Source organism: Streptomyces phaeochromogenes, from assembly GCF_001418655.1.
In the GTDB taxonomy this organism is placed as follows: domain Bacteria; phylum Actinomycetota; class Actinomycetes; order Streptomycetales; family Streptomycetaceae; genus Streptomyces; species Streptomyces phaeochromogenes.
In genome coordinates this window covers 489-20,407 of sequence record NZ_LIQZ01000334.1, presented here as the reverse complement: position 1 = coordinate 20,407, position 19,919 = coordinate 489, and the positions used below count along the sequence as shown (strand labels likewise).

21 protein-coding genes are annotated in these 19,919 nt (G+C 70.3%); 11 read left to right on the top strand and 10 right to left on the bottom strand.

The features are described 5' to 3' along the window. Positions 1–125: 125 nt before the first annotated feature. The 4 genes from AOK17_RS36250 to miaA all read right to left on the bottom strand — a co-directional run bounded on the left by AOK17_RS36250 (position 126) and on the right by miaA (position 4,984). Positions 126–2,267 (bottom strand): RelA/SpoT family protein, encoded by a 2,142-nt coding sequence (locus AOK17_RS36250; RefSeq protein WP_055616851.1) that lies wholly within the window; start codon positions 2,265–2,267, stop codon positions 126–128. Positions 2,268–2,439: 172 nt separating this feature from the next. Next, complete coding sequence (gene dapF, locus AOK17_RS36245) at positions 2,440–3,309, bottom strand: diaminopimelate epimerase (RefSeq protein ID WP_055616850.1); 870 nt, start codon at positions 3,307–3,309, stop codon at positions 2,440–2,442. Positions 3,310–3,415: 106 nt separating this feature from the next. Then, positions 3,416–3,937, bottom strand: coding sequence for a hypothetical protein (locus tag AOK17_RS36240; protein ID WP_055616849.1), 522 nt, complete (start codon positions 3,935–3,937; stop codon positions 3,416–3,418). 108 nt (positions 3,938–4,045) lie between these two features. Further along, on the bottom strand, positions 4,046–4,984 hold the full coding sequence (gene miaA / locus AOK17_RS36235; protein ID WP_055616848.1) for a tRNA (adenosine(37)-N6)-dimethylallyltransferase MiaA: 939 nt from the start codon (positions 4,982–4,984) through the stop codon (positions 4,046–4,048). Positions 4,985–5,256: 272 nt separating this feature from the next. Between miaA and AOK17_RS36230 the strand changes: the two genes are divergently transcribed. Further along, positions 5,257–5,466, top strand: coding sequence for a gliding motility protein (locus tag AOK17_RS36230; protein WP_342671547.1), 210 nt, complete (start codon positions 5,257–5,259; stop codon positions 5,464–5,466). Positions 5,467–5,490: 24 nt separating this feature from the next. Continuing rightward, positions 5,491–5,775 carry an antitoxin gene (locus AOK17_RS36225; RefSeq protein ID WP_055616846.1) on the top strand — a complete coding sequence of 95 codons (285 nt, stop codon included), beginning with the start codon at positions 5,491–5,493 and terminating at the stop codon, positions 5,773–5,775. A 665-nt stretch (positions 5,776–6,440) separates the two neighbouring features. Here AOK17_RS36225 and AOK17_RS36220 read toward each other — a convergent pair. From AOK17_RS36220 to miaB, 3 genes are all read right to left on the bottom strand, one after another. Next, a complete protein-coding gene (locus AOK17_RS36220) occupies positions 6,441–7,193 on the bottom strand; it encodes a class III extradiol dioxygenase subunit B-like domain-containing protein (protein ID WP_055616845.1) in 753 nt (250 codons plus the stop codon). Between the two features lie 134 nt (positions 7,194–7,327). Continuing rightward, positions 7,328–7,594 carry a hypothetical protein gene (locus tag AOK17_RS36215; RefSeq protein ID WP_055616853.1) on the bottom strand — a complete coding sequence of 89 codons (267 nt, stop codon included), beginning with the start codon at positions 7,592–7,594 and terminating at the stop codon, positions 7,328–7,330. A 29-nt stretch (positions 7,595–7,623) separates the two neighbouring features. Further along, on the bottom strand, positions 7,624–9,144 hold the full coding sequence (miaB, locus tag AOK17_RS36210) for a tRNA (N6-isopentenyl adenosine(37)-C2)-methylthiotransferase MiaB (protein WP_079053472.1): 1,521 nt from the start codon (positions 9,142–9,144) through the stop codon (positions 7,624–7,626). A 133-nt stretch (positions 9,145–9,277) separates the two neighbouring features. On the opposite strand from miaB, the gene AOK17_RS36205 reads away from it, so the two are divergent. Next, positions 9,278–10,276 carry a TAXI family TRAP transporter solute-binding subunit gene (locus AOK17_RS36205; protein ID WP_055616843.1) on the top strand — a complete coding sequence of 333 codons (999 nt, stop codon included), beginning with the start codon at positions 9,278–9,280 and terminating at the stop codon, positions 10,274–10,276. 55 nt (positions 10,277–10,331) lie between these two features. Here the strand turns inward: AOK17_RS36205 and AOK17_RS36200 are convergent, their stop codons facing one another. Next, entirely contained in the window at positions 10,332–11,735 is a 1,404-nt protein-coding gene (locus AOK17_RS36200) for a sensor histidine kinase (protein ID WP_055616842.1), read from the bottom strand. Between the two features lie 9 nt (positions 11,736–11,744). After that, positions 11,745–12,431: a response regulator transcription factor gene (locus AOK17_RS36195; protein ID WP_055616841.1), complete on the bottom strand. Its 687-nt coding sequence runs from the start codon at positions 12,429–12,431 to the stop codon at positions 11,745–11,747. Positions 12,432–12,711: 280 nt separating this feature from the next. On the opposite strand from AOK17_RS36195, the gene AOK17_RS36190 reads away from it, so the two are divergent. From AOK17_RS36190 to AOK17_RS36160, 8 genes are all read left to right on the top strand, one after another. Further along, the gene (locus AOK17_RS36190) at positions 12,712–13,488 is read left to right on the top strand and encodes an amino acid ABC transporter ATP-binding protein (RefSeq protein WP_055616840.1); all 777 of its coding nucleotides are present in this window, start codon (positions 12,712–12,714) and stop codon (positions 13,486–13,488) included. A 60-nt stretch (positions 13,489–13,548) separates the two neighbouring features. Continuing rightward, entirely contained in the window at positions 13,549–14,394 is an 846-nt protein-coding gene (locus AOK17_RS36185) for a glutamate ABC transporter substrate-binding protein (RefSeq protein WP_055616852.1), read from the top strand. A gap of 89 nt (positions 14,395–14,483) precedes the next feature. Then, positions 14,484–15,149 (top strand): amino acid ABC transporter permease, encoded by a 666-nt coding sequence (locus AOK17_RS36180; protein ID WP_055616839.1) that lies wholly within the window; start codon positions 14,484–14,486, stop codon positions 15,147–15,149. After that, positions 15,146–16,060 (top strand): amino acid ABC transporter permease, encoded by a 915-nt coding sequence (locus AOK17_RS36175; protein WP_055616838.1) that lies wholly within the window; start codon positions 15,146–15,148, stop codon positions 16,058–16,060. The genes AOK17_RS36180 and AOK17_RS36175 overlap by 4 nt, the downstream gene beginning before the upstream one ends. A gap of 190 nt (positions 16,061–16,250) precedes the next feature. Then, on the top strand, positions 16,251–17,846 hold the full coding sequence (locus AOK17_RS36170) for an FAD-dependent monooxygenase (RefSeq protein WP_055616837.1): 1,596 nt from the start codon (positions 16,251–16,253) through the stop codon (positions 17,844–17,846). A gap of 65 nt (positions 17,847–17,911) precedes the next feature. Continuing rightward, a complete protein-coding gene (locus AOK17_RS54115; protein WP_313960178.1) occupies positions 17,912–17,998 on the top strand; it encodes a putative leader peptide in 87 nt (28 codons plus the stop codon). A gap of 79 nt (positions 17,999–18,077) precedes the next feature. Further along, positions 18,078–18,623 (top strand): cupin domain-containing protein, encoded by a 546-nt coding sequence (locus tag AOK17_RS36165; RefSeq protein ID WP_055616836.1) that lies wholly within the window; start codon positions 18,078–18,080, stop codon positions 18,621–18,623. After that, the gene (locus tag AOK17_RS36160; protein ID WP_079053470.1) at positions 18,620–19,141 is read left to right on the top strand and encodes a rhodanese-like domain-containing protein; all 522 of its coding nucleotides are present in this window, start codon (positions 18,620–18,622) and stop codon (positions 19,139–19,141) included. The genes AOK17_RS36165 and AOK17_RS36160 overlap by 4 nt, the downstream gene beginning before the upstream one ends. 155 nt (positions 19,142–19,296) lie before the next feature. On the opposite strand, the gene AOK17_RS52770 is transcribed toward AOK17_RS36160, so the two are convergent. Then, positions 19,297–19,919 (bottom strand): ABC transporter permease (locus AOK17_RS52770; RefSeq protein WP_245697584.1); only part of this gene is annotated, 623 nt, incomplete at its 5' end.

Here is a 19,919-nt window from a genome sequence, read left to right as displayed (position 1 = left end):
GTCCCGGTGCGGGGGGTGGTCCTGGGGGTGCGCAGCATGGACCACGGCTATCAGCGACCGCCCGTCCTGCGGCGACGACTCGCGCCGAGCCCACCCGAACGGGCGCTTTCCGCCGAGTCGCGGCTCTACGGAGTTGTCGTCTGGTGCTGTGCGCGGCCCACGTCGAAGACACCCGGGACGTTGCGCATCGCCCGCATCAGCACGGGAAGGTGGGCGGCGTCGGGGAGTTGGAGCGTGTAGGTGTGGCGTACGCGCTGCTGGCTGGGCGGTTCGACGGTCGCCGAGACGATGTCGCCACCCTCCAGGGCGATGGCCTCGGTGAGGTCGGCGAGCAGGTGGGGCCGTCCGAAGGACTCGACGAAGAGCGTGACGCGGCACTCCGAGGTGTCGCCCCAGCGCACTCCGACCTCCGTGCGTCCGAGCTCCTTCATGCGGGTCACGCCCGCGCACTCGACGCGGTGCACGGTCACCACTCCGCCGCGTACGGCGAAGCCGGTGATGTCGTCGGGCGGCACGGGCGTACAACAGCCGGCGAGGCGTACGGTCGCGCCGGGCTGGTCGACGACGACGTCCGCGGCGGCCGGGCGCGCGGCGGGCGCGTCCGCGGACGGGCGGCGGGTCGTGGCGGGCGCCTCTGGCGGCGCGGCGGGCGAGGGGTGCGCGGCCAGCCAGCGGGTGATGGCGATCCGCGCCACGGGCGTGTGCGCGTGCTCCAGCCACTCCCTGGAGGGCTCGGAGGCCGCGTCCTGGCCCATGAGGAGTTGGACGGTGTCGCCGTCGCTCAGGACCGTACTGAGCCTCACCAGGCGGCCGTTGACGCGCGCGCCGATGCAGGCGTGCGCGTCCTCGCCGTACTGGGCGTACGCGGCGTCGACGCAACTGGCCCCGGCGGGCAGCCCGAGCGTGCCGCCGTCGGGCCGGTAGACGGTGATCTCCCGGTCCTGGGCGAGGTCCTCGCGGAGCGTCGACCAGAACGTGTCGGGGTCCGGGGCCGCCTCCTGCCAGTCGAGGAGGCGGGAGAGCCAGCCGGGACGGGTCGGGTCGGCGCGCTCGCCGTCCACCGCGTCACCGGCACGCGTGCCGTCGCCGTCCGTCTGCTCCTCCGAAGGAGGAGCGTAGGGATTGCCGAGCGCGATGACGCCGGCCTCGGCGACCTTGTGCATCTGGTGCGTACGGATGAGGACTTCGGCCACCTGGCCGTCGGTGCGGGCGACCGCGGTGTGCAGCGACTGGTACAGGTTGAACTTCGGGACGGCGATGAAGTCCTTGAACTCCGAGACCACGGGCGTGAGACAGGTGTGCAGTTCGCCGAGGACCCCGTAGCAGTCGGCGTCCTCGTTCACGAGCACCAGGAGTCGTCCGAAGTCGGAGCCGCGCATCTCGCCGCGCTTGCGCGAGACGCGGTGCACGGAGACGAAGTGCCGTGGCCGGATGAGGACTTCGGCCTGCAGACCGGCCTCGCGCAGGACCACCCGTACCTCTTCGGCGATCTCCTCGAGGGGATCGTCATCGCGCGAGGCGTTGTTGATGATGAGTTGGCGGGTGTGGGCGTACTCCTCGGGGTGCAGGATCGCGAAGACGAGGTCTTCCAGCTCGGTCTTCAGGGCCTGCACGCCCAGGCGTTCGGCGAGCGGGATCAGTACGTCCCTCGTCACCTTGGCGATGCGCGCCTGTTTTTCGGGGCGCATCACGCCGAGGGTGCGCATGTTGTGCAGCCGGTCGGCGAGCTTGATCGACATCACGCGTACGTCGCTGCCGGTGGCGACGAGCATCTTGCGGAACGTCTCGGGCTCGGCGGCCGCTCCGTAGTCGACCTTCTCCAGCTTGGTCACGCCGTCGACGAGGTAGCGGACCTCCTCGCCGAACTCCTCACGCACCTGATCGAGTGTCACTTCCGTGTCCTCGACGGTGTCGTGGAGCAGAGACGCCGTCAAAGTCGTGGTCTCCGCGCCGAGTTCGGCGAGGATCAGCGTCACGGCGAGCGGATGCGTGATGTACGGCTCGCCGCTCTTGCGCATCTGGCCGCGGTGCGAGGACTCGGCGAGGACGTACGCGCGGCGCAGCGGGTCCAGGTCGGCGTCGGGGTGGTGGGCACGGTGGGCCTCGACCACGTGACCGATCGCGTCGGGCAGCCGGCCGCGGACCGCGGGGCCCAGGAGAGCGGCCCGGCCGAGGCGTCGCAGGTCGATCCGGGGGCGGCTTCTCCTGCGCTGTGCCCCGGGCGTCATGGGGCCGGGCGTCGCGGGGTTCGTGGCCTCCGCACTCATGGGCACCTCCGGCTGCGTGGACCGGCGGACGGGGTGCCCCATGGCGTACTGCGCGGCTCTGGGGATGGCGTCGTTCCCCCGTCCGGGCCGGTGCTTGATGCTACCGAGCCCACCACGCCCGACCGACCGCCTCTCGCCGAGCGTGAAACGGATCACCCATTCGAGCGAAGGTTCAGGGGGTCGCGGTTTCGAGCCATCCGGCGTCGATCTCACCCTCTGCGACGATCACCGCGGGCCCGGTCATCTCGATCTCGCCGTCTGGCCGCTCGGTGATCACCAGGCGCCCGCCGGGCACATCGACCGTGTACGTCGCCGGTGTGCCGGTCACCGCGGGGGCGGCGCCGTCCCTGCGCGCGGTCGCCACGGCCACGGCGCACGCGCCCGTGCCGCACGAGCGGGTCTCGCCGGAGCCGCGCTCGTGCACACGCAGAGCGACGTGACGAAGACCACGGTCGACGACGAACTCGACGTTCACGCCGTCCGGGTACGCGGAGGCGGGGCTGAACGGCGGCGCGGTGTACAGATCTCCGGCGTGGTCGAGGTCCTCCACGAAGGCGACGGCGTGGGGGTTGCCCATGTTGACGTTGCGCGCGGGCCAGCTGCGCTCGCCGACGCTCACGGTGACGTCCCCTTCGGGGAGGAGCGCCTTGCCCATGCCGACGGTGATGTCGCCCTCCTTGGCGATGTGCACCGTCTTGACGCCTCCGCGCGTGGCGACGGCGATGTCACCTTCGGCCACATGTCCGGCGCGCTGGAGATAGTGGGCGAACACACGCACTCCGTTGCCGCACATCTCCGCGACCGAGCCGTCGCCGTTGCGGTAGTCCATGAACCATTCCGCTTCGGCCGCCATCGCCCGGGCCTCGGGGTGTGCCGCGGACCGCACGACGTGCAGCAGACCGTCGCCGCCGATGCCCGCGCGGCGGTCGCACAGGGCGGCGACGGCGGCCGGGGGCAGGTCGATGACGTTCTCGGGGTCGGGGATGATCACGAAGTCGTTCTCGGTCCCGTGCCCCTTGAGGAAGGCGATCCGCGTGCTCATTCCTCGATCGTAAGGGGTCGATACGACAACCGGGCCGAGCGGTCCGACAGCCGGACCACACCGGACCTGGGGCAGGACCGCGCGCAGGCGCAGACCCCCGGGAGGTTCAGCGCAGCCGGGCCACGCGCCACACGGCGAGCACCACGACCGCGGCGACGACCACTGCGTACGCGATGGCGACCCGCCAGTCCGGGCGGCGGCCGGAGCCGCGCTGCGGGAGGCCGGGCCACGTGTAACCCACGCGGCGGGCGGCCATCATGCCCCAGCCGGCGGCACAGGAGCAGATCAGCAGGCCGAGCATGGCGATCATGGCCCCGCTGTCGCCGAAGTCGAAGGCGAGCGGGAAGGCGAACATCAGGGAGCCGAGTGCGGCGAGGCTCACGATGGGCGCGAGCTGCCAGATGCGCATACGGCGCTGCGGGCGAAGCTCGACCTCGACCTCGGGCCCGGGGAACATCTCGTCGGGCTCGGGACCGTCGTCGGTGACCCCGCCGGTGATCTCGTCGGGCCCGTCCGGGCTCAGTCGGTCCTCATCGGGGTCCTGCTGCTCCTGTGCGGTGTCGTGCGCCCCGCCGGTGGCGGTGCCTTGTTCCGCGCCTTGTGCGGTGTCGCGAGGGCCGGCCTCCATCGCCACGCGCCCTCCCAACTCGGACTCCACTTGGTCGATCGAAGCTCGATGATGGCACGGCCTCGGAGACCGGGATGACGGCCGGAGCGTCCCGATGCCAGGACGTGATCAGGCTGTGACCGGTCGTTCGACCAACGCCAGCGCGAGCTGCGGAAGTTCTGTGAGATCCGCCGCAGCCCCACTCAGCCAATGCACCCGTGGATCGCGCCTGAACCAGGAATCCTGACGGCGCGCGAAGCGCTTGGTGGCACGGACAGTCTCGGCACGCGCCTCGTCCTCCGTGCACTCCCCCGAGAGCGCCGCGAGCACCTGCTGGTAGCCGAGGGCACGCGACGCCGTACGCCCCTCGCGCAACCCTTGCGCCTCCAGTGCGCGCACTTCCTCGACGAGGCCGGCCTCCCACATGCGGTCGACCCGCAGGGCGATGCGGTCGTCGAGCTCGGGGCGTGCCACGTCGACGCCGATCTGCACGGTGTCGTAGACGGAGTCGTGGCCGGGGAGGTTGGCGGTGAAGGGCTTGCCGGTGATCTCGATGACCTCGAGGGCCCGGACGATCCGGCGGCCGTTGCTGGGCAGGATCGCGTGGGCGGCCTCGGGGTCGGAAACGGCCAGCCGGGCGTGCAGGGCACCGGAGCCACGCAGGGTGAGCTCCTCCTCCAGGCGGGCCCGTACCTCGGGGTCGGTGCCGGGGAACTCCAGGTTGTCCACGGCCCCCCTGACGTACAGCCCGGAGCCGCCGACGAGGATCGGCCAGCGGCCCTCTGCGAGGAGGGCGTCGATGCGATCGCGCGCGAGGCGCTGGTACTCGGCGACGCTCGCGGTGACCGTCACGTCCCAGATGTCCAGGAGATGGTGCGGGATGCCACCCCGTTCCTCGGGCGTCAGCTTGGCGGTACCGACGTCCATCCCCCGGTAGAGCTGCATCGAGTCGGCGTTGACGACCTCGCCGCCCAGGCGCTGGGCCAGATGGACGCCGAGATCGGACTTTCCCGCCGCGGTGGGACCGACGACGGCGATGACCCGCGGGGCGGGGGCAGGACTACTCACCGCAACAGTCTCGCAAACCTCGGGGCCTCTTCTCGAACGAGCGACGTGACGGCGCGGGGCCGGGGTCGTTGCCTGTTGCGAGGTTCCAGCCGCCGGTCGTGAGGGCCGGTGACCCGGGCGACGCAATGGGACGCACCGGGCAACGCGGAATTTCGCCCACATGAGTAGAGTATGGAGATGATATGGGCGTTTTTGCACGGCTTCTTCGGAAAGATGGGCCTAAGTCGAAGGGTTCGGAGGAGGCGTCGACCGCCGAGGCTGAAGCCGGTGCTGTGACGGCCGAGTCCGGGGCGGATGCGCAGGACTCGGAGGACGCGGCGAAGGGGTCGGCGAAGGCCGAGACCGAGACCTCGTCCGCAGCGGCGACGGAGTCGGAGTCGGCGGAGTCCGACGAGGCCGCGGCGGAGGGCGTCGAGATCCCCAAGCAGCAGTCCGCCGAGGAGGCGGCCGACAGCGAGGCCGGCGAGGGCGCCCGCAAGTAACTGTCCCGCGAGGGAAGGTGAACCATGGGTCTCCTGGACAACGTGAAGGCCAGGCTCGCGCCCGCCAAGGAGAAGGTCTCCGACCTCGCGCAACAGCACGGGGGAAAGATCGACAAGCTCGGGCAGGGTCTCGACAAGGCCGCGAAGCTGGCCGATGAGAAGACCAAGGGCAAGTACAGCGACAAGATCCAGACGGGCACGGGCAAGGCCAAGGGCGCCCTGGACCGACTCGCGCACAAGGAGGATGACGGTACGGACAGCCGCGCGACGCCCCCGTCTCCCCCGGCACCACCGCCCTCGGCATCCTGAGCGACACCACATCGGCGGACGGCCTCGGAGCATGCTGAGCTCCGGGCCGTCCGCCGTGTTGGCGGCCCACGGACAGCCTGCGCCTTACGGCGCACGCCTGACGGTCCGCGGCTGACAGCCCACCCTGATGGCCACGCCTGACATATCGCTTGCCACCCCGCGCCTGTCGGCTTCGCCTCTGCCCGAATCCTCGGCAGGGGCATGTCCCGCCCGATGCCGTGCGCCCGGCGCGCGGGTACTACGACCGGCGCGGGGGCCAGGGCAAGCGCGAGAACTACGACCAACCGGGGCACGACGACCGACCAGTGCGCCGCGACCGCCCGCCCGCCCCAGGCACTCAGACCGACCGTCCCGGGTGCTCAAGTCCGGCCGGCCCGGGCACTACGACCGCGCCTAGCGCCACGTACGACCGTCCCCAGCGCTCAAGACCGGCCGACCCCGGCACTACGACCGTGCCGAGCGCTAAGCGCGACCGCCCCAGGTACTCAAGACCGGCCAGCCCAGGCACTACGACCGTGCCGAGCGCGAAGCGCGACCGTCCCGGGCACTCAGACCGGCCGGCCCTTGTCCTACGCCAGGCCCAGGCCCTACGACCGCCCCAAGCGCCACGTACGACCGCCCCAGGCACTACGCTCAACCCGGCCCCGTGCCCGCCGCCCCAGGCCCTACGACCAGGCCGCCACCACGTACCCCACCCCGTAGGGCGCGTCCTCGTACAGGAGCGCGCCCGCGAGCCCCGCGCCCTCGCCGGCGCCCGCCAGCACCTGCCAAGGTGCGCGGCCGGAGGCCTTGAGCTCGTATGCCAGCTCCGCGTCCAGCGCCTGAAGCGCGGCCACGTCGGCCGTCCCGAGCGCCTGTGCCACCGCCGCGTCGAAGCCCGCCGCCCGGTCGTCCAGATACCCGGGCGCCTTGAGTGTGCGGCACGCGCTGGCGTCGCCCATCACCAGCAGCGCCACCCGCTCGGCCCGCGTGGCGATTTCCCTTCCGCTTTGGATACACCGCTCGGCCGCGAGAGGTTCCCCCACGCCGAGACCTTCGACGGGGGCGTCCGACCAGTCCGTACGACCGAGCAGCCAGGCCGCGACCGCGAGCGAAGGCGGCAGAGGCCGATCAGCGCCCTCGACGGGTTCGGATCCGGCCGCCGGACCTTCCGCCGTCCGGGGCCCGTTCCGGCCCAGCCTGACGTCGAGATCCACGCCGAAGCCACGGAACGTACCCCGAGCGCCCTCCGAATGCGGCCCACGCCCGCTCTGCTCGGCGGGGCCGACCACAACCAGCCGGTCGGGCCGCGCGGCGGCCAGTACCCCCAGCGCGTCCGTGCAGGCGGCACGCGCGGCGTCCAGTTCGGGTGCGGCGCCCGCGGCGACGTCGGGCACGAGGAGAGGCGGGCAGGGACAGACGGCGGCGGCGACAAGCATGATCGGCAGCGTAACCCCGTGGGACGGCCCGATGGCACTCCTCGTGCGGCCGGATGTCACTCCCCGGCGGACCCCGTCGCCACACCCCGCCCAACGCCACGCCTTGCCCAGCACCACGCCCGCCCCGCCGGACGTCACTCCTCGATCAGCACGTCCGTGAGATCGATGACCGTGAGGAGGAGCACCACGAGCTTGCCGTCGCTGATCACGTACTCGACGAACAGGTTCCGGGAGAGGGCTATCTCGCGGGTCGACTCGTCGCCGCCCACGGCGTGCGACAGCTTGTGGCGCGGGTCGGCCACCAATATGGCCAGCCCGCGGTCCAGCACTTCCCGGCGCTCGGCGGGAAGGCTGTCCCGGACGCGTGCGGCGCGCTCGGTGAACTCCACGCTGTACGGCATGAGGGACCCCTTCCCGGCCCGTGACGCGGTCAGTCGCAGCCGCACCCGCTGCCCGTGGCGACCGGCAGCGGCTCCGGCGCCCCGATCTTCGGCAGCCCCAGCATGACGCCCGCCGGCTTCACGGCTTCGGCGGCGTTGCGCTTGTCCCAGGCGTCCCCCGCGCGCGTGCGGCGCACTTTCAGGGTGGGGCCCTCGGCCAGGAGGTGGTGCGGGGCGGCGTACGTGATCTCGACCGTCACCACGTCACCCGGGCGCACCTCCTCGTCGGGCTTGGTGAAGTGCACCAGGCGGTTGTCGGCGGCGCGACCGGAGAGTCGGTGGGTGGCGCCGTCCTTGCGGCCCTCGCCCTCGGCGACCATCAGCTCCAGCGTGCGGCCGACCTGCTTCTTGTTCTCGTCCCAGGAGATCTCCTCCTGGAGGGCGACGAGACGCTCGTAGCGCCCCTGAACGACCTCCTTGGGGATCTGCCCCTCCATCGTCGCCGCCGGGGTGCCGGGGCGCTTGGAGTACTGGAACGTAAACGCTTGCGCGAAGCGGGCCTCACGGACCGCGTGCAGGGTCTGCTCGAAGTCCTCCTCGGTCTCGCCGGGGAAGCCGACGATAATGTCGGTGGTGATCGCGGCGTGCGGGATCGCGGCGCGGACATTGTCGATGATCCCGAGGTACCGCTCCTGCCGGTAGGAGCGGCGCATCGCCTTCAGGACGGTGTCCGAGCCGGACTGCATCGGCATGTGCAGCTGCGGCATGACGTTCGGTGTCTCGGCCATCGCGGCGATGACGTCGTCCGTGAAGTCGCGCGGGTGCGGCGAGGTGAAGCGGACGCGCTCCAGGCCCTCGATCTTCCCGCAGGCCCGCAGCAGCTTGCTGAAGGCCTCGCGGTCGCCGATGTCGGAGCCGTAAGCGTTTACGTTCTGCCCGAGCAGCGTGATCTCGGAGACGCCCTCGCCGACCAGGGCCTCGATCTCGGCGAGGATGTCGCCGGTCCTGCGGTCCTTCTCCTTGCCGCGCAGCGCCGGGACGATGCAGAAGGTGCACGTGTTGTTGCAGCCCACGGAGATGGAGACCCAGGCCGCGTACGCGCTCTCGCGGCGGGTCGGCAGCGTCGAGGGGAACGCTTCGAGCGACTCGGCGATCTCGACCTGCGCCTCTTCCTGTACGCGGGCGCGCTCCAGGAGGACGGGCAGCTTGCCGATGTTGTGCGTACCGAAGACGACGTCCACCCAGGGCGCCTTCTTCACGATGGTGTCGCGGTCCTTCTGGGCGAGGCAGCCGCCGACGGCGATCTGCATGCCGGGCCGCTTCGTCTTCATCGGCGCGAGCCTGCCGAGGTTCCCGTAGAGACGGTTGTCGGCGTTCTCCCGCACCGCGCAGGTGTTGAAGACGACGACGTCGGCGTCACCGTCGGAGCCGTCGGGCGCGCGTACGTATCCGGCGTCCTCGAGCAGTCCGGAGAGCCGTTCCGAGTCGTGGACGTTCATCTGACATCCGTAAGTGCGTACTTCATACGTTCTCGTCAGGTCCACTGCCGGGCTCCGGTCGCTGCTGCTCATGCGACAAGGGTAGGCGGTGCCCGGAGTACGTCCGGCCCTGGCGCCTTTAGGGCGGTGGCGTACGGGCCGCGGCACTCGCCTCGGGGAGCCCGGCCCTGGTCATCGTGGGCGGTGTGCTGGCAGGATCGCGCCCATGTTCCAGGCATTTTCCCGTATCGGCAGACGCCGGGCCCTGCAGGGGTCGGCCGCAGCCTTCGTGGCCTTCGGGCTGCTCCTGTGGTGGCTGCTGCCCCTGGGCAAGAGCACACCGGGCGGGACGGTGTCCTTCAGTACGGGATCGCCGACCGGCGTGTACCAGCTGTACGGCACGCTGCTCGAGGAGGCGCTCGCGAAGGACATGCCGCGCCTGGACGTGGAGCTGCGGGAGAGCGTCGGCTCGCAGCAGAACGTGCAGCGGGTCGCCACCGGGCAGGCAGACTTCACCATCGCTGCCGCCGACGCGGTGGCGAAGTACAAGCGGGAGGGCGGCCCGGGCGCGGACCAGCTGCGCGGCTGCGCCCGGCTGTACGACGACTACGTGCACGTGGTCGTCCCCCAGACGTCCTCCGTGGACACCATCGGGCAGCTGAAGGGCAAGAAGGTCGCGGTGGGTCAGACCGGCTCCGGGGTGCGGCTCGTCGCCGAGCATGTGCTGAGAGCGGCCGGCCTCGACCTGGACAAGGACATCCAGCCGGTGTCCGTCGGCATAGGAGACATGCCGAAGCTTCTCGAAGCGAAGAAGATCGACGCCTTCTTCTGGTCGGGCGGGCTCCCGACGAGTGCGGTCACCGAGCTCTCGAACAGGTTCGACATCAAGCTGGTCCCGATAGACCCCGACCTCGTGGAGAACCTGCACGAACAGGGCCAGGAGGCCGAGTACTACCGGTCCGCCGTCATGCCGGCGGACGCCTATCCCCGTGCCCAGTCCGGAGAGTCCGTGCAGACGGTGGCGGTGGCGAACCTGCTCGTGACCCGGGCGGGAACGGACACGGAGCTGACCGAGGGGATGACCCGCACGGTGATCAACAGCCGCGACCGCATCGGCAAGGAGGTGCACGCGGCCCAGCGCGTGGACCTGCGGACCGCCATCTACACCGATCCGCTGGAACTGGACGAGGGCGCGAGGCGCTACTACCGCTCGGTCAAGCCGTAGCGGTTCGTACGGCGGCAGGCCGGGGCGGCGGCACAGGCACGGCTCGCGCGGCCGTTCAGGCTCCCGGCACCGTCCGCGGCACGCTCACCGTCACCTTCAGGCCGTGCGGTTCGTGGTGCTCGTACACGATGCTGCCGCCGCCCGCCGCGAGCAGGGCCCGGGAGATGGACAGGCCGAGTCCCGAGCCCTTGACGTTCTGGTGGCCGGGGCTCCGCCAGAAGCGGTCGCCGACGCGGGTGAGCTCCTCGTCGCTGAGGCCGGGACCGAGGTCGGTGACGACGATGGTCGAAACCTGGCCGTTGGAGGCCACCTCGACCTCGACGGACTCTCCCTCGGGGGTGAACTTCAGCGCGTTGTCGATCACCGCGTCCAGGGCACTGGAGAGCGCGACGGGGTCCGCCCACGCGGTCGTGGCGGGGCAGGTCCCGACCAGTCGTACGCCCTTGTCGTCGGCGACCGGCGACCAGGACGCCACGCGCTCGGCGGTCAGCTCGCCGATGTCGGTGAGCCGCAGGTCCGCCTCGGCGTGCTCGGCGAGGGCGAGGTCCAGGAGGTCGTCCAGGACCTGCGCGAGGCGCTTGCCCTCGGTGCGGACGGAGGCGATCTCCTCGTTGCCCTCGGGGAGCTCCAGGGCGAGCAGTTCGATGCGCAGCAGCAGGGCGGACAGCGGGTTGCGCAGCTGGTGCGAGGCGTCGGCGACGAAGGCGCGCTGCTGTTCCAGCACGTCCTCGACGTTGTCGGCCATCTCGTTGAACGACCGGGCCAGGCGTCTGAGTTCCGGCGGGCCGCCGGCGACCGCGACGCGGGACTTCAGGCGGCCGGTCGCGATGTCGTGGGTGGTGGCGTCGAGGACGCGTACCGGCCGCAGCACCCAGCCGGTCAGGCGCAGCGCGGCACTGAGCGCGAGGAGCATCGCGGCGATCTCGCCGGCGCCGATGACCAGCCAGCCGCGCAGGATCTTCGAGCGCATCTGTCCGGTGGGCGAGTCGGTGACCACGACGGCCATGACGTCGCCGTCCCGGATGACGGGGGACGCCACGACGAGACGGTCCCGTTGCCACGGCCAGACCTGCTCGGGGTCGTGGCTGCGGCGGCTCTGGAAGGCCTCGTCGAAGGCGTCGCGGGTCTCGCCCTTCTCGGGGATGTACCAGTCCACGGGTGCCTTGGCCATGATGGTGTCGCGGTAGAACACGCCGACCTTGATGCCGTACAGCCCGTTGTACTTGATGAGTTCCCTGCCGAGCGTGTTGAGGCGCTCGTCGTAGGAGTCGACCCGTGAGCCCTTCGGCGGGTCGGTGACGAACTGTGCGAGGGACGCGAAGCGGGCCGTGTCGTCGATCCGGTCGACGACCAGCTTCTGCTGCTGGGCAGCCGCCAGGCTGACGGCGAGGGGGACGCCGAGGGCGAGCAGTACGGCCGCCATCAGGACGATGAGCAGCGGGAGGAGACGTGCGCGCACCTGGCCCCGCTACGCGGCGGGCGCGACGAGCCGGTACCCGACGCCGCGCACGGTCTCGATCAGGGCCGGCATGCGCAGTTTGGATCGCAGGGACGCGACGTGCACCTCCAGGGTGCGGCCGGTCCCCTCCCAACTGGTGCGCCAGACCTCGCTGATGATCTGTTCCCGCCGGAACACCACACCGGGACGCTGGGCGAGGAGCGCGAGAAGGTCGAACTCCTTGCGGGTCAGTTGGACAACCGAACCGTCCACGCTGACCTGACGGGTGGGCAGTTCGATCCGTACGGGGCCCAGGTTCAGTGCGGTCTCCCCGGGGGCCGCGGTCTCGTCGGCGACGTTGCGCCGGCTGACGGCGTGGATACGGGCGAGGAGTTCCCCGGTGTCGTACGGCTTCACCACGTAGTCGTCGGCGCCGAGGTTGAGGCCGTGGATCCGGGATCGTACGTCGGCGCGCGCGGTGACCATGATCACGGGGATGCTGGTGCGCTTGCGGATCTTGCCGCAGACCTCGTAGCCGTCCTGGTCGGGCAGGCCGAGGTCGAGGAGCACCACTCCGAAGCCGGCGCCTTCGGGGACGAGCGCCTGGAGGGCCTCCTCGCCACTGCGGGCGTGGGTGACGTCGAAGCCGTGACGTGCGAGGACCGCGGACAGAGCGGCGGCCACATGGTTGTCGTCCTCGACGAGGAGCAGTCTCATCCCGGCCCCCTTCGGTTCATCGGTCGTACGTTTTCGGTGGATAGTCGTGGGCACGCGCGCGTGCCCCCTGGAAGTCAGTCCGATGACGCTGACGGCGTCAAGTACGTTCGGGGCGCGGCCGACTTCCGTTACGCAGCCGGTACGTGCCCGCCACGGCCTTCACGAAGAGTGTCCGGTTGCTACCAGATCGTTATGCTCAATTTCCCCTCAGATGTAATGACGCTGGTCGTGCGGCATCACTACTGTCCTCCGCAACCGAGGAGGACGGAGCAAGAGGCCGATGACCGAAGTATCGGTGACCAAGGACGCCGTACCCGCGGCCGACGATCTGGTCGTACTGAAGAACGTCAACAAGCACTTCGGTGCGTTGCACGTGCTCCAGGACATCGACCTGACGATCGCGCGTGGTGAGGTCGTCGTGGTCATCGGGCCCTCCGGGTCCGGAAAGTCCACCCTGTGCCGCGCCATCAATCGCCTGGAGATGATCGATTCGGGAGACATCTCGATCGACGGCAAGCCGCTGCCCGAGGAGGGCAAGGAACTGGCCCGGCTGCGGGCCGATGTCGGCATGGTCTTCCAGTCCTTCAACCTCTTCGCGCACAAGACGGTGCTCGAGAACGTGATGCTGGGCCAGCTCAAGGTCCGCAAGGCGGACAAGAAGGCCGCGGGGGAGAAGGCCCGCGGGCTGCTCGACCGGGTGGGTGTCGCCACGCAGGCGGACAAGTACCCCGCCCAGCTCTCCGGCGGCCAGCAGCAGCGTGTCGCGATCGCGCGGGCGCTGGCGATGGACCCCAAGGTCATGCTCTTCGACGAGCCGACGTCGGCTCTCGACCCGGAGATGATCAACGAGGTCCTGGAAGTCATGCAGCAGCTTGCGCGTGACGGGATGACGATGGTTGTAGTCACACACGAGATGGGTTTCGCCCGTTCGGCCGCCAACCGCGTCGTCTTCATGGCGGACGGACGCATCGTCGAAGAGGCTGTGCCGGACCAGTTCTTCAGCAACCCCCGCAGCGACCGGGCGAAGGACTTCCTGTCGAAGATCCTGCACCACTGACGGCCTGCGTCACCCGCCACCGACGGATCGCACATCTTCACCACTCAAAGGATGTTCACCATGAAGCTCCGCAAGGTCACCGCCGCCTCGGCCGCCGTCCTCGCACTCGCCCTCACTGCCACCGCTTGCGGCTCTGACGACAAGGACAGCGACAGCGCCGACACCGGCTCCGGCGGCAGCAAGAAGATCACCATCGGTATCAAGTTCGACCAGCCCGGCATCGGCCAGAAAACGCCGCAGGGTTACGAGGGCTTCGATGTCGACGTCGCGACGTACGTCGCCAAGCAGCTCGGCTACAGCGCGAACCAGATCCAGTGGAAGGAAGCGAAGAGCGCCGACCGCGAGACCATGCTCCAGCGTGGTGACGTCGACTTCATCGCCGCCTCCTACTCGATCAACGACGAGCGCGCCGCGAAGGTCGACTTCGCCGGTCCGTACCTCCTGGCCCACCAGGACGTCCTGATCCGCGCCGACGACGACTCGATCAAGACGCCGAAGGACCTCAACGACAAGAAGCTGTGTTCGGTGACGGGCTCGACCTCGGCGCAGAACGTCAAGGACAAGCTTGCTCCCAAGGCCCAGCTGCAGGAGTACCCGACGTACTCGGCCTGCCTGACCGGTGTGCAGAGCGGCCAGCTCGACGCGCTGACCACGGACGACTCGATCCTCGCCGGCTACGCCGCGCAGGCGAACTTCAAGGGCAAGTTCAAGCTCGGCGGCTTCAAGATGACCAACGAGAACTACGGCATCGGCGTCAAGAAGGGCAGCGACCTCAAGGCCAAGATCGACACGGCTCTCGAGAAGATGGTCGCCGACGGCGCGTGGGAGAAGGCCGTGACGGCCAACTTCGGCCCGGCGAACTACAAGAACGAGCCCGCCCCGAAGATCGGCAACATCGTCAAGTGAAGCGGGACCTGACCTGACAGGTGCGCCGTCCTCCGGGGCGGCGCACCTGTCAGGAAGGACCCTCCCCACACGCGGAAGCGCGGGAGATCGTGTTCGACTTTCTTGAAGGTTACGACCTGTGGGAAGCCTTCTGGACGACGGTGCAGCTCACCGTCCTCTCCGCCGTCGGCTCCCTGATCTGGGGAACCATGCTGGCCGCCATGCGGGTCGGTCCGGTGCCTCTCATGCGCGGTTTCGGTACCGCCTACGTCAACATCGTGCGGAACATCCCGCTCACCGTGATCATCCTGTTCGCCTCGCTCGGCCTCAACCAGACCCTGGGCATCAGCCTCGGATCGGACCAGGTCGACACCACGAACTTCCGGCTCGCGGTGCTCGGTCTGATCGTGTACACCTCGGCGTTCGTGTGTGAGGCGCTGCGGTCCGGCATCAACACGGTGCCCGTCGGCCAGGCCGAGGCGGCACGCGCCATCGGCCTGAACTTCACGCAGGTGCTGACGCTGATCGTGCTGCCCCAGGCGTTCCGTTCGGTCGTCGGTCCGCTGGCGAACGTCCTGATCGCGTTGACAAAGAACACCACGGTGGCCGCCGCGATCGGTGTCGCCGAGGCGGCGCTGCTGATGAAGGAGATGATCGAGAACGAGGCGCAACTCATCGCGATCTCCGCGGTCTTCGCATTCGGATTCGTGTGTCTGACGCTGCCGACCGGTCTGATCCTCGGCTGGGTGAGCAAGAAGGTGGCGGTGAAGCGATGAGCTCGGTCCTGTACGACGCCCAGGGCCCGCGGGCCAAGCGGCGGAACGTCGTGTTCTCCGTGGTGTTCCTTGCTGCCCTCGCCGCGGTGCTGTGGTGGGTGTACACCATGCTCGACGAGAAGGGCCAGCTGGAGTGGGTGCTGTGGAAGCCCTTCTTCACCGGCACCGAAGCGTGGAGCACGTACCTCTGGCCGGGTCTGCAGAACACGCTCAAGGCCGCGGCGCTCTCCATGGTCATCGCGCTGCCGCTCGGTGCCGTCCTCGGTATCGCCCGGCTGTCCGAGCATGCCTGGGTACGCGTCCCGGCCGGCGCCGTGGTGGAGTTCTTCCGCGCCATCCCGGTGCTGGTCCTCATGATCTTCGGCCTCGCGCTGTTCTCCGAGTACACGAACGTCAACGCGGACGACCGTCCGCTGTACGCCGTCGTCACCGGCCTGGTGCTCTACAACTCCTCGGTCCTCGCGGAGATCGTCCGGGCGGGCATCCTGTCGCTGCCCAGGGGACAGGCCGAGGCCGCGCTGGCGGTCGGCCTGCGCAAGAACCAGGTGATGCGGTTCATCCTGCTGCCGCAGGCGGTCACGGCGATGCTGCCGGCGATCGTCAGCCAGCTCGTGGTGATCGTGAAGGACACGGCACTCGGTGGCGCCGTCCTGACCTTCCCCGACCTGATGGCGGCCGTGAGCCCGATGAGCGCCTACTACGGCGCGAACACCATCGCCAGCTTCACGATCGTCGCGGTGATCTACATCGTGATCAACTTCGCCCTCACGAGCTTCGCGAGCTGGCTGGAGGGCAGGCTGCGCCGCGGCAAGAAGTCCACCGGCGCGGTCCTCGGAGTGGACGCGGTCGACGAGCTCAGCGCACCCGGCGACCACGTGGACGTCACCCACGAGGTCGAGAAGGGTCCGTGAACGGCCCGCGCGCACCGAAGAACTGACGAGATGTGAGCAACCGGAGGCAGTGGCATGATCGCCACTGCCTCCGTCACTTGACGCAAGCACCGGCAATGGGTTGCATACGTTCTGTGATCGTGCACCCCGCTCCACCTGCCACTCCCGGTAAGACACTCGGCACACCTCTCCGGGCAGGGGGCGCCGCGTCGTGGACCCGGTGATCATCGTCGGAGCGGGGCCCGTCGGACTCACGCTCGCCCTGGCGCTGGCCCGCCAGGAGGTCCCGTCCATCGTTCTGGACGAGGGGCCCGGCAAGGACGAACAGAGGCTCGCGCGGACCGTCGTACTGCGTGAGGACACCACCGCGCTGATCGAGCGCCTGACGGGGTTCCCGCTCGCCGAGGCCGGTTTCCGTTGGGCCGGATGGCGGTCGATGCGGCGCAAGCAGGTGATGCGGCAGATCACGTTCGGCGACGACGAGCCGGCGCCGCTGCACGTGCCCCAGCACGTACTGACCGCCGCGCTCAGGGCCGCCATCGCGACCGAGCGCCTGGTCAAGGTCGCCGTGGACAGCCGCCTCGACTCGATCGAGCAGGAGACCTCGGGCGTCACTGCGCACACCCGCGAGCCCAAGGGCACCTGGTGGCGCGGCAGCTATCTGGTCGGCTGCGACGGACCGCGCTCGACGGTTCGCAAACTCCAGGACATCCGCTTCCCCGGTCGCACCGCCGTCGAGCGACACGCCGTCGCCGCGCTGCGTACGGAACTTCCGTGGCCCGGTGAGGCGTTGTTGCACCGGTTGCCGCCGTGGCGGACGTCGGGCCCCTCGGCCGGGGAGGTGACCGCGCGTCCGCTCGCCGACGACGTGTGGCGCCTGGACTGGCTGCTGCCGCCGGGCAAGGACCTGGTCACGCCGGACCTGCTGGTGGCCCGCGTCCGCGAGACCCTCGCGGGCTGGAGCGGGGGCACCACACCCCCGTACGAGCTGCTGGACACCGGAGTCCACACGGTCCATCACCGGCTGGCACGCCGGTGGCGGGCCGGACGGGTCTTCCTGGCCGGGGACGCCGCGCATCTGCTCGGCACGCTCGGCACGCAGGGCCTCGACGACGGTCTGCGGGACGCCGACAACCTCGCGTGGAAGCTGTCCCTGGCCTGGCACCACGGCCCGCACGAGGCGCTGCTCGACAGCTACCAGGTGGAGCGGCGCGCGGTCGTCGCCGCACGCCTGCGCGCCGCCGACCAGGCACTGCCGATACTGCGTGCCGGAGGACTGCGCTCCGCGGTGCCCGGGTCGGCCCGCGGCCATGACTCGCTGCTCACCGACGGTCATCTGGGGCGCGGCCCGCTGGGCGCGCCGGGGGCGCACGCCGATTCGCCTCTCGCGCCTCCGCGCGCCGAGTCGTCGGCCGAGGTCGGCACGACGGTGGGCGACCAGGTCGCCGATGTACGGGTGACGGCGGAGGACGGTTCCTTCGTACGGCTGCGGGACCGGCTGGGTCACGGGGCGCTGCTGGTCCTGCTGATCGCGCCGGGGACCGGAGTGTGGGAGCGCAAGCACTGGGTGACGGCCGGGATCATGCCGCGCCTCGCGGCCGCCGTGACCGCGCTGCCGCACCACGCCGAGCTGCTGGTCGCCGAGAGCTACCCGGGTGCGGCGGCGCACACGGTGCTGCTGATCCGCCCGGACGGGCACCTGGTCACGGCGCTCAGCGGGGTGCGTCCGGCGGATCTGTACGAGGCGGCGGAGGCGGCTCTGGGCGGCCCCCGGGCCACGGCGGAGGCCGCGGCGGGGACGTCCTGAGTGCGCTCTGTCCAGTCGGTGACACTGAGTTGACCGGTCCGGACCGTCATGGTGTACTCCGGATCGTGACCGACACCTGTGTGCGCCTGTGGCGGAGGGTCCATATGGACCTCGTCCGCTATGCGGGCTGCGTGTGTCGCCCGTCCTGCTGAATTCGCATCCTCTCCACTAGCGCGCGTCGCCGACGTCGTTCCCGCGCGCTCCACGCGAACGCTGACCAGGACGGTACCCGTGTCTGTCTCCCCTTCCCTGACGCCCTCTGCCGCTGTCGCCGCTCCGGCTCCCGGCCCGACACAGGCCGAGCTGCTCGACTTCGTCCGGCGCACGGCCGGTGACGCCGAGCTGATCGCCTCTCTCCCGCTCGATCCCGAGGGCCGTACGTGGGTACGCCTCGAAGGGCCCGGCGGCAGCGAGGCCTGGCTCATCGGCTGGCCGCCCGGTACGGGAACCGGCTGGCACGACCACGCCGAGTCGGTCGGCGCCTTCCTCACTGCGTCGGGCGAGCTCAAGGAGCACTCGCTCACCGCCCGGCTGCCCACCGACGGCTGGAAGACCCTCGAACTGACCGAGGGCATCGACCGGGAACGGCGGCTGGGGGCCGGCAAGGGCCGTTCCTTCGGCCGCCACCATGTGCACGAGGTGCTCAACGAGTCCACGGAGGAGCACGCGATCTCCGTCCACGCGTACTACCCGCCGCTGCCGCAGATCCGCCGCTACAGCCGCAGCGGCCAGGTCCTGCGCCTTGAGCAGGTCGAGCGCCCGGCGGACTGGCAGTGACCGCCGAAGGTTCCGTACGCGCCGAAAGCCCGGTCGGAACCGAAGGCCCGGTCGGAATCGACGAGTTGCTGGAGCGGGTCCGTGAGGGCCTCGACCGGGTCGAGGCGGACGCCGCCCACGAGGCCGCGCGGGCGGGCGAGGCCCTGTTGGTCGACATCCGGTACGCGGCACTGCGCGAGGGCGACGGGCTGATCCCCGGCGCCCTCGTCGTCGAGCGCAACGAACTGGAGTGGCGCCTCGACCCCCAGGGCAGCCATCGCGCTCCCGAAGCCACGAGCCACGGCCTGCGCGTCGTGATCGTCTGCAACGAGGGCTACGCGTCGAGCCTCGCGGCAGCGTCCCTGCGCCAGTTGGGACTGCACCGGGCGACAGACCTCGTGGGCGGCTTCCAGGCTTGGCGGGCGGCCGGCCTGCCGGTGACAGCACGGCCGGTGGCTGGGCCGCCGGTGGCCGGGCCGCCGGCGGCTTCTCGGGGCTCCGGTCATGCCTCCAGTCAGGCTTCCAGTCAGACTTCCTGATCCGGGGCGGGCGGGCCTCTTCCTCAACCGTCAGCCACAAAGCCTCCCCTGTCGGCGTACTCCGACGCCTAGTTGGGCATATGTAGCGGTGGGGGCCCCTTCGTGTAAGGGGCCCCCACCATTGCGCACCACCCCTTACTCCCGGACCCCTCAGGTCACTCCCTGGCCGTTGCCACCGTGACCGGCCGCGCCTTGAGTGCCACCCGGCCGGGCAACGCGGTGCCGACGAGGGCGAGCAGTCCGGCGGCGGCGACCACCGTGACGTACACCAGGGGTGTGACGGCCGGGGCCGCGCTGCCTGTCATCCCGATGCTGAAGGCCGTGAGGACGGCGAGCGCGATGCCGCTGCCGAGGGTCGTGGCCAGGAGCAGCACCGACAGCGCTTCGGTCCGCAGCATCCGCAGGACCTGCCGACGTGTGGCACCGGCGAGGCGGAGCAACGCGAACTCCCGTACGCGCTCGGAGACCGACATGGCGAGCGTGTTGACGACCGCGATGGCGGTGAAGGCGAGAACGAGCCCCATGGCGAAGTAGTTGACCTCGGCGTTCGCCTGCAGGCGCTCGGCCTGCAACGAGTCCGCGGTGGCCGGTGGAACGACCCGGACGCCCGGGAACTTCCGGACGGCGGCCGCGAGTTCTTCCTGTGAACGGGCGGTGGAGACGAGGACCGTGGCCGCGAGCGGGTTGTCGACGTGGCGGGCGACCAGGTCGTGGGCCATGGTGAGGTCGCCGAAGCCGAGGCCCTTGGCGTAGACGGCGGCGACGGTGAGGGTGGCGG

Bases quoted from the DNA above. Each gene is read 5' to 3' on its own strand.
- AOK17_RS36250 (WP_055616851.1), bottom strand. From the start codon at position 2,267: ATGAGTGCGGAGGCCACGAACCCCGCGACGCCCGGCCCCATGACGCCC.
- dapF (WP_055616850.1), bottom strand. From the start codon at position 3,309: ATGAGCACGCGGATCGCCTTCCTCAAGGGGCACGGGACCGAGAACGAC.
- AOK17_RS36240 (WP_055616849.1), bottom strand. From the start codon at position 3,937: ATGGAGGCCGGCCCTCGCGACACCGCACAAGGCGCGGAACAAGGCACC.
- AOK17_RS36225 (WP_055616846.1), top strand. From the start codon at position 5,491: ATGGGTCTCCTGGACAACGTGAAGGCCAGGCTCGCGCCCGCCAAGGAG.
- AOK17_RS36220 (WP_055616845.1), bottom strand. From the start codon at position 7,193: ATGCTTGTCGCCGCCGCCGTCTGTCCCTGCCCGCCTCTCCTCGTGCCC.
- AOK17_RS36215 (WP_055616853.1), bottom strand. From the start codon at position 7,594: ATGCCGTACAGCGTGGAGTTCACCGAGCGCGCCGCACGCGTCCGGGAC.
- miaB (WP_079053472.1), bottom strand. From the start codon at position 9,144: ATGAGCAGCAGCGACCGGAGCCCGGCAGTGGACCTGACGAGAACGTAT.
- AOK17_RS36205 (WP_055616843.1), top strand. From the start codon at position 9,278: ATGTTCCAGGCATTTTCCCGTATCGGCAGACGCCGGGCCCTGCAGGGG.
- AOK17_RS36195 (WP_055616841.1), bottom strand. From the start codon at position 12,431: ATGAGACTGCTCCTCGTCGAGGACGACAACCATGTGGCCGCCGCTCTG.
- AOK17_RS36190 (WP_055616840.1), top strand. From the start codon at position 12,712: ATGACCGAAGTATCGGTGACCAAGGACGCCGTACCCGCGGCCGACGAT.
- AOK17_RS36185 (WP_055616852.1), top strand. From the start codon at position 13,549: ATGAAGCTCCGCAAGGTCACCGCCGCCTCGGCCGCCGTCCTCGCACTC.
- AOK17_RS36175 (WP_055616838.1), top strand. From the start codon at position 15,146: ATGAGCTCGGTCCTGTACGACGCCCAGGGCCCGCGGGCCAAGCGGCGG.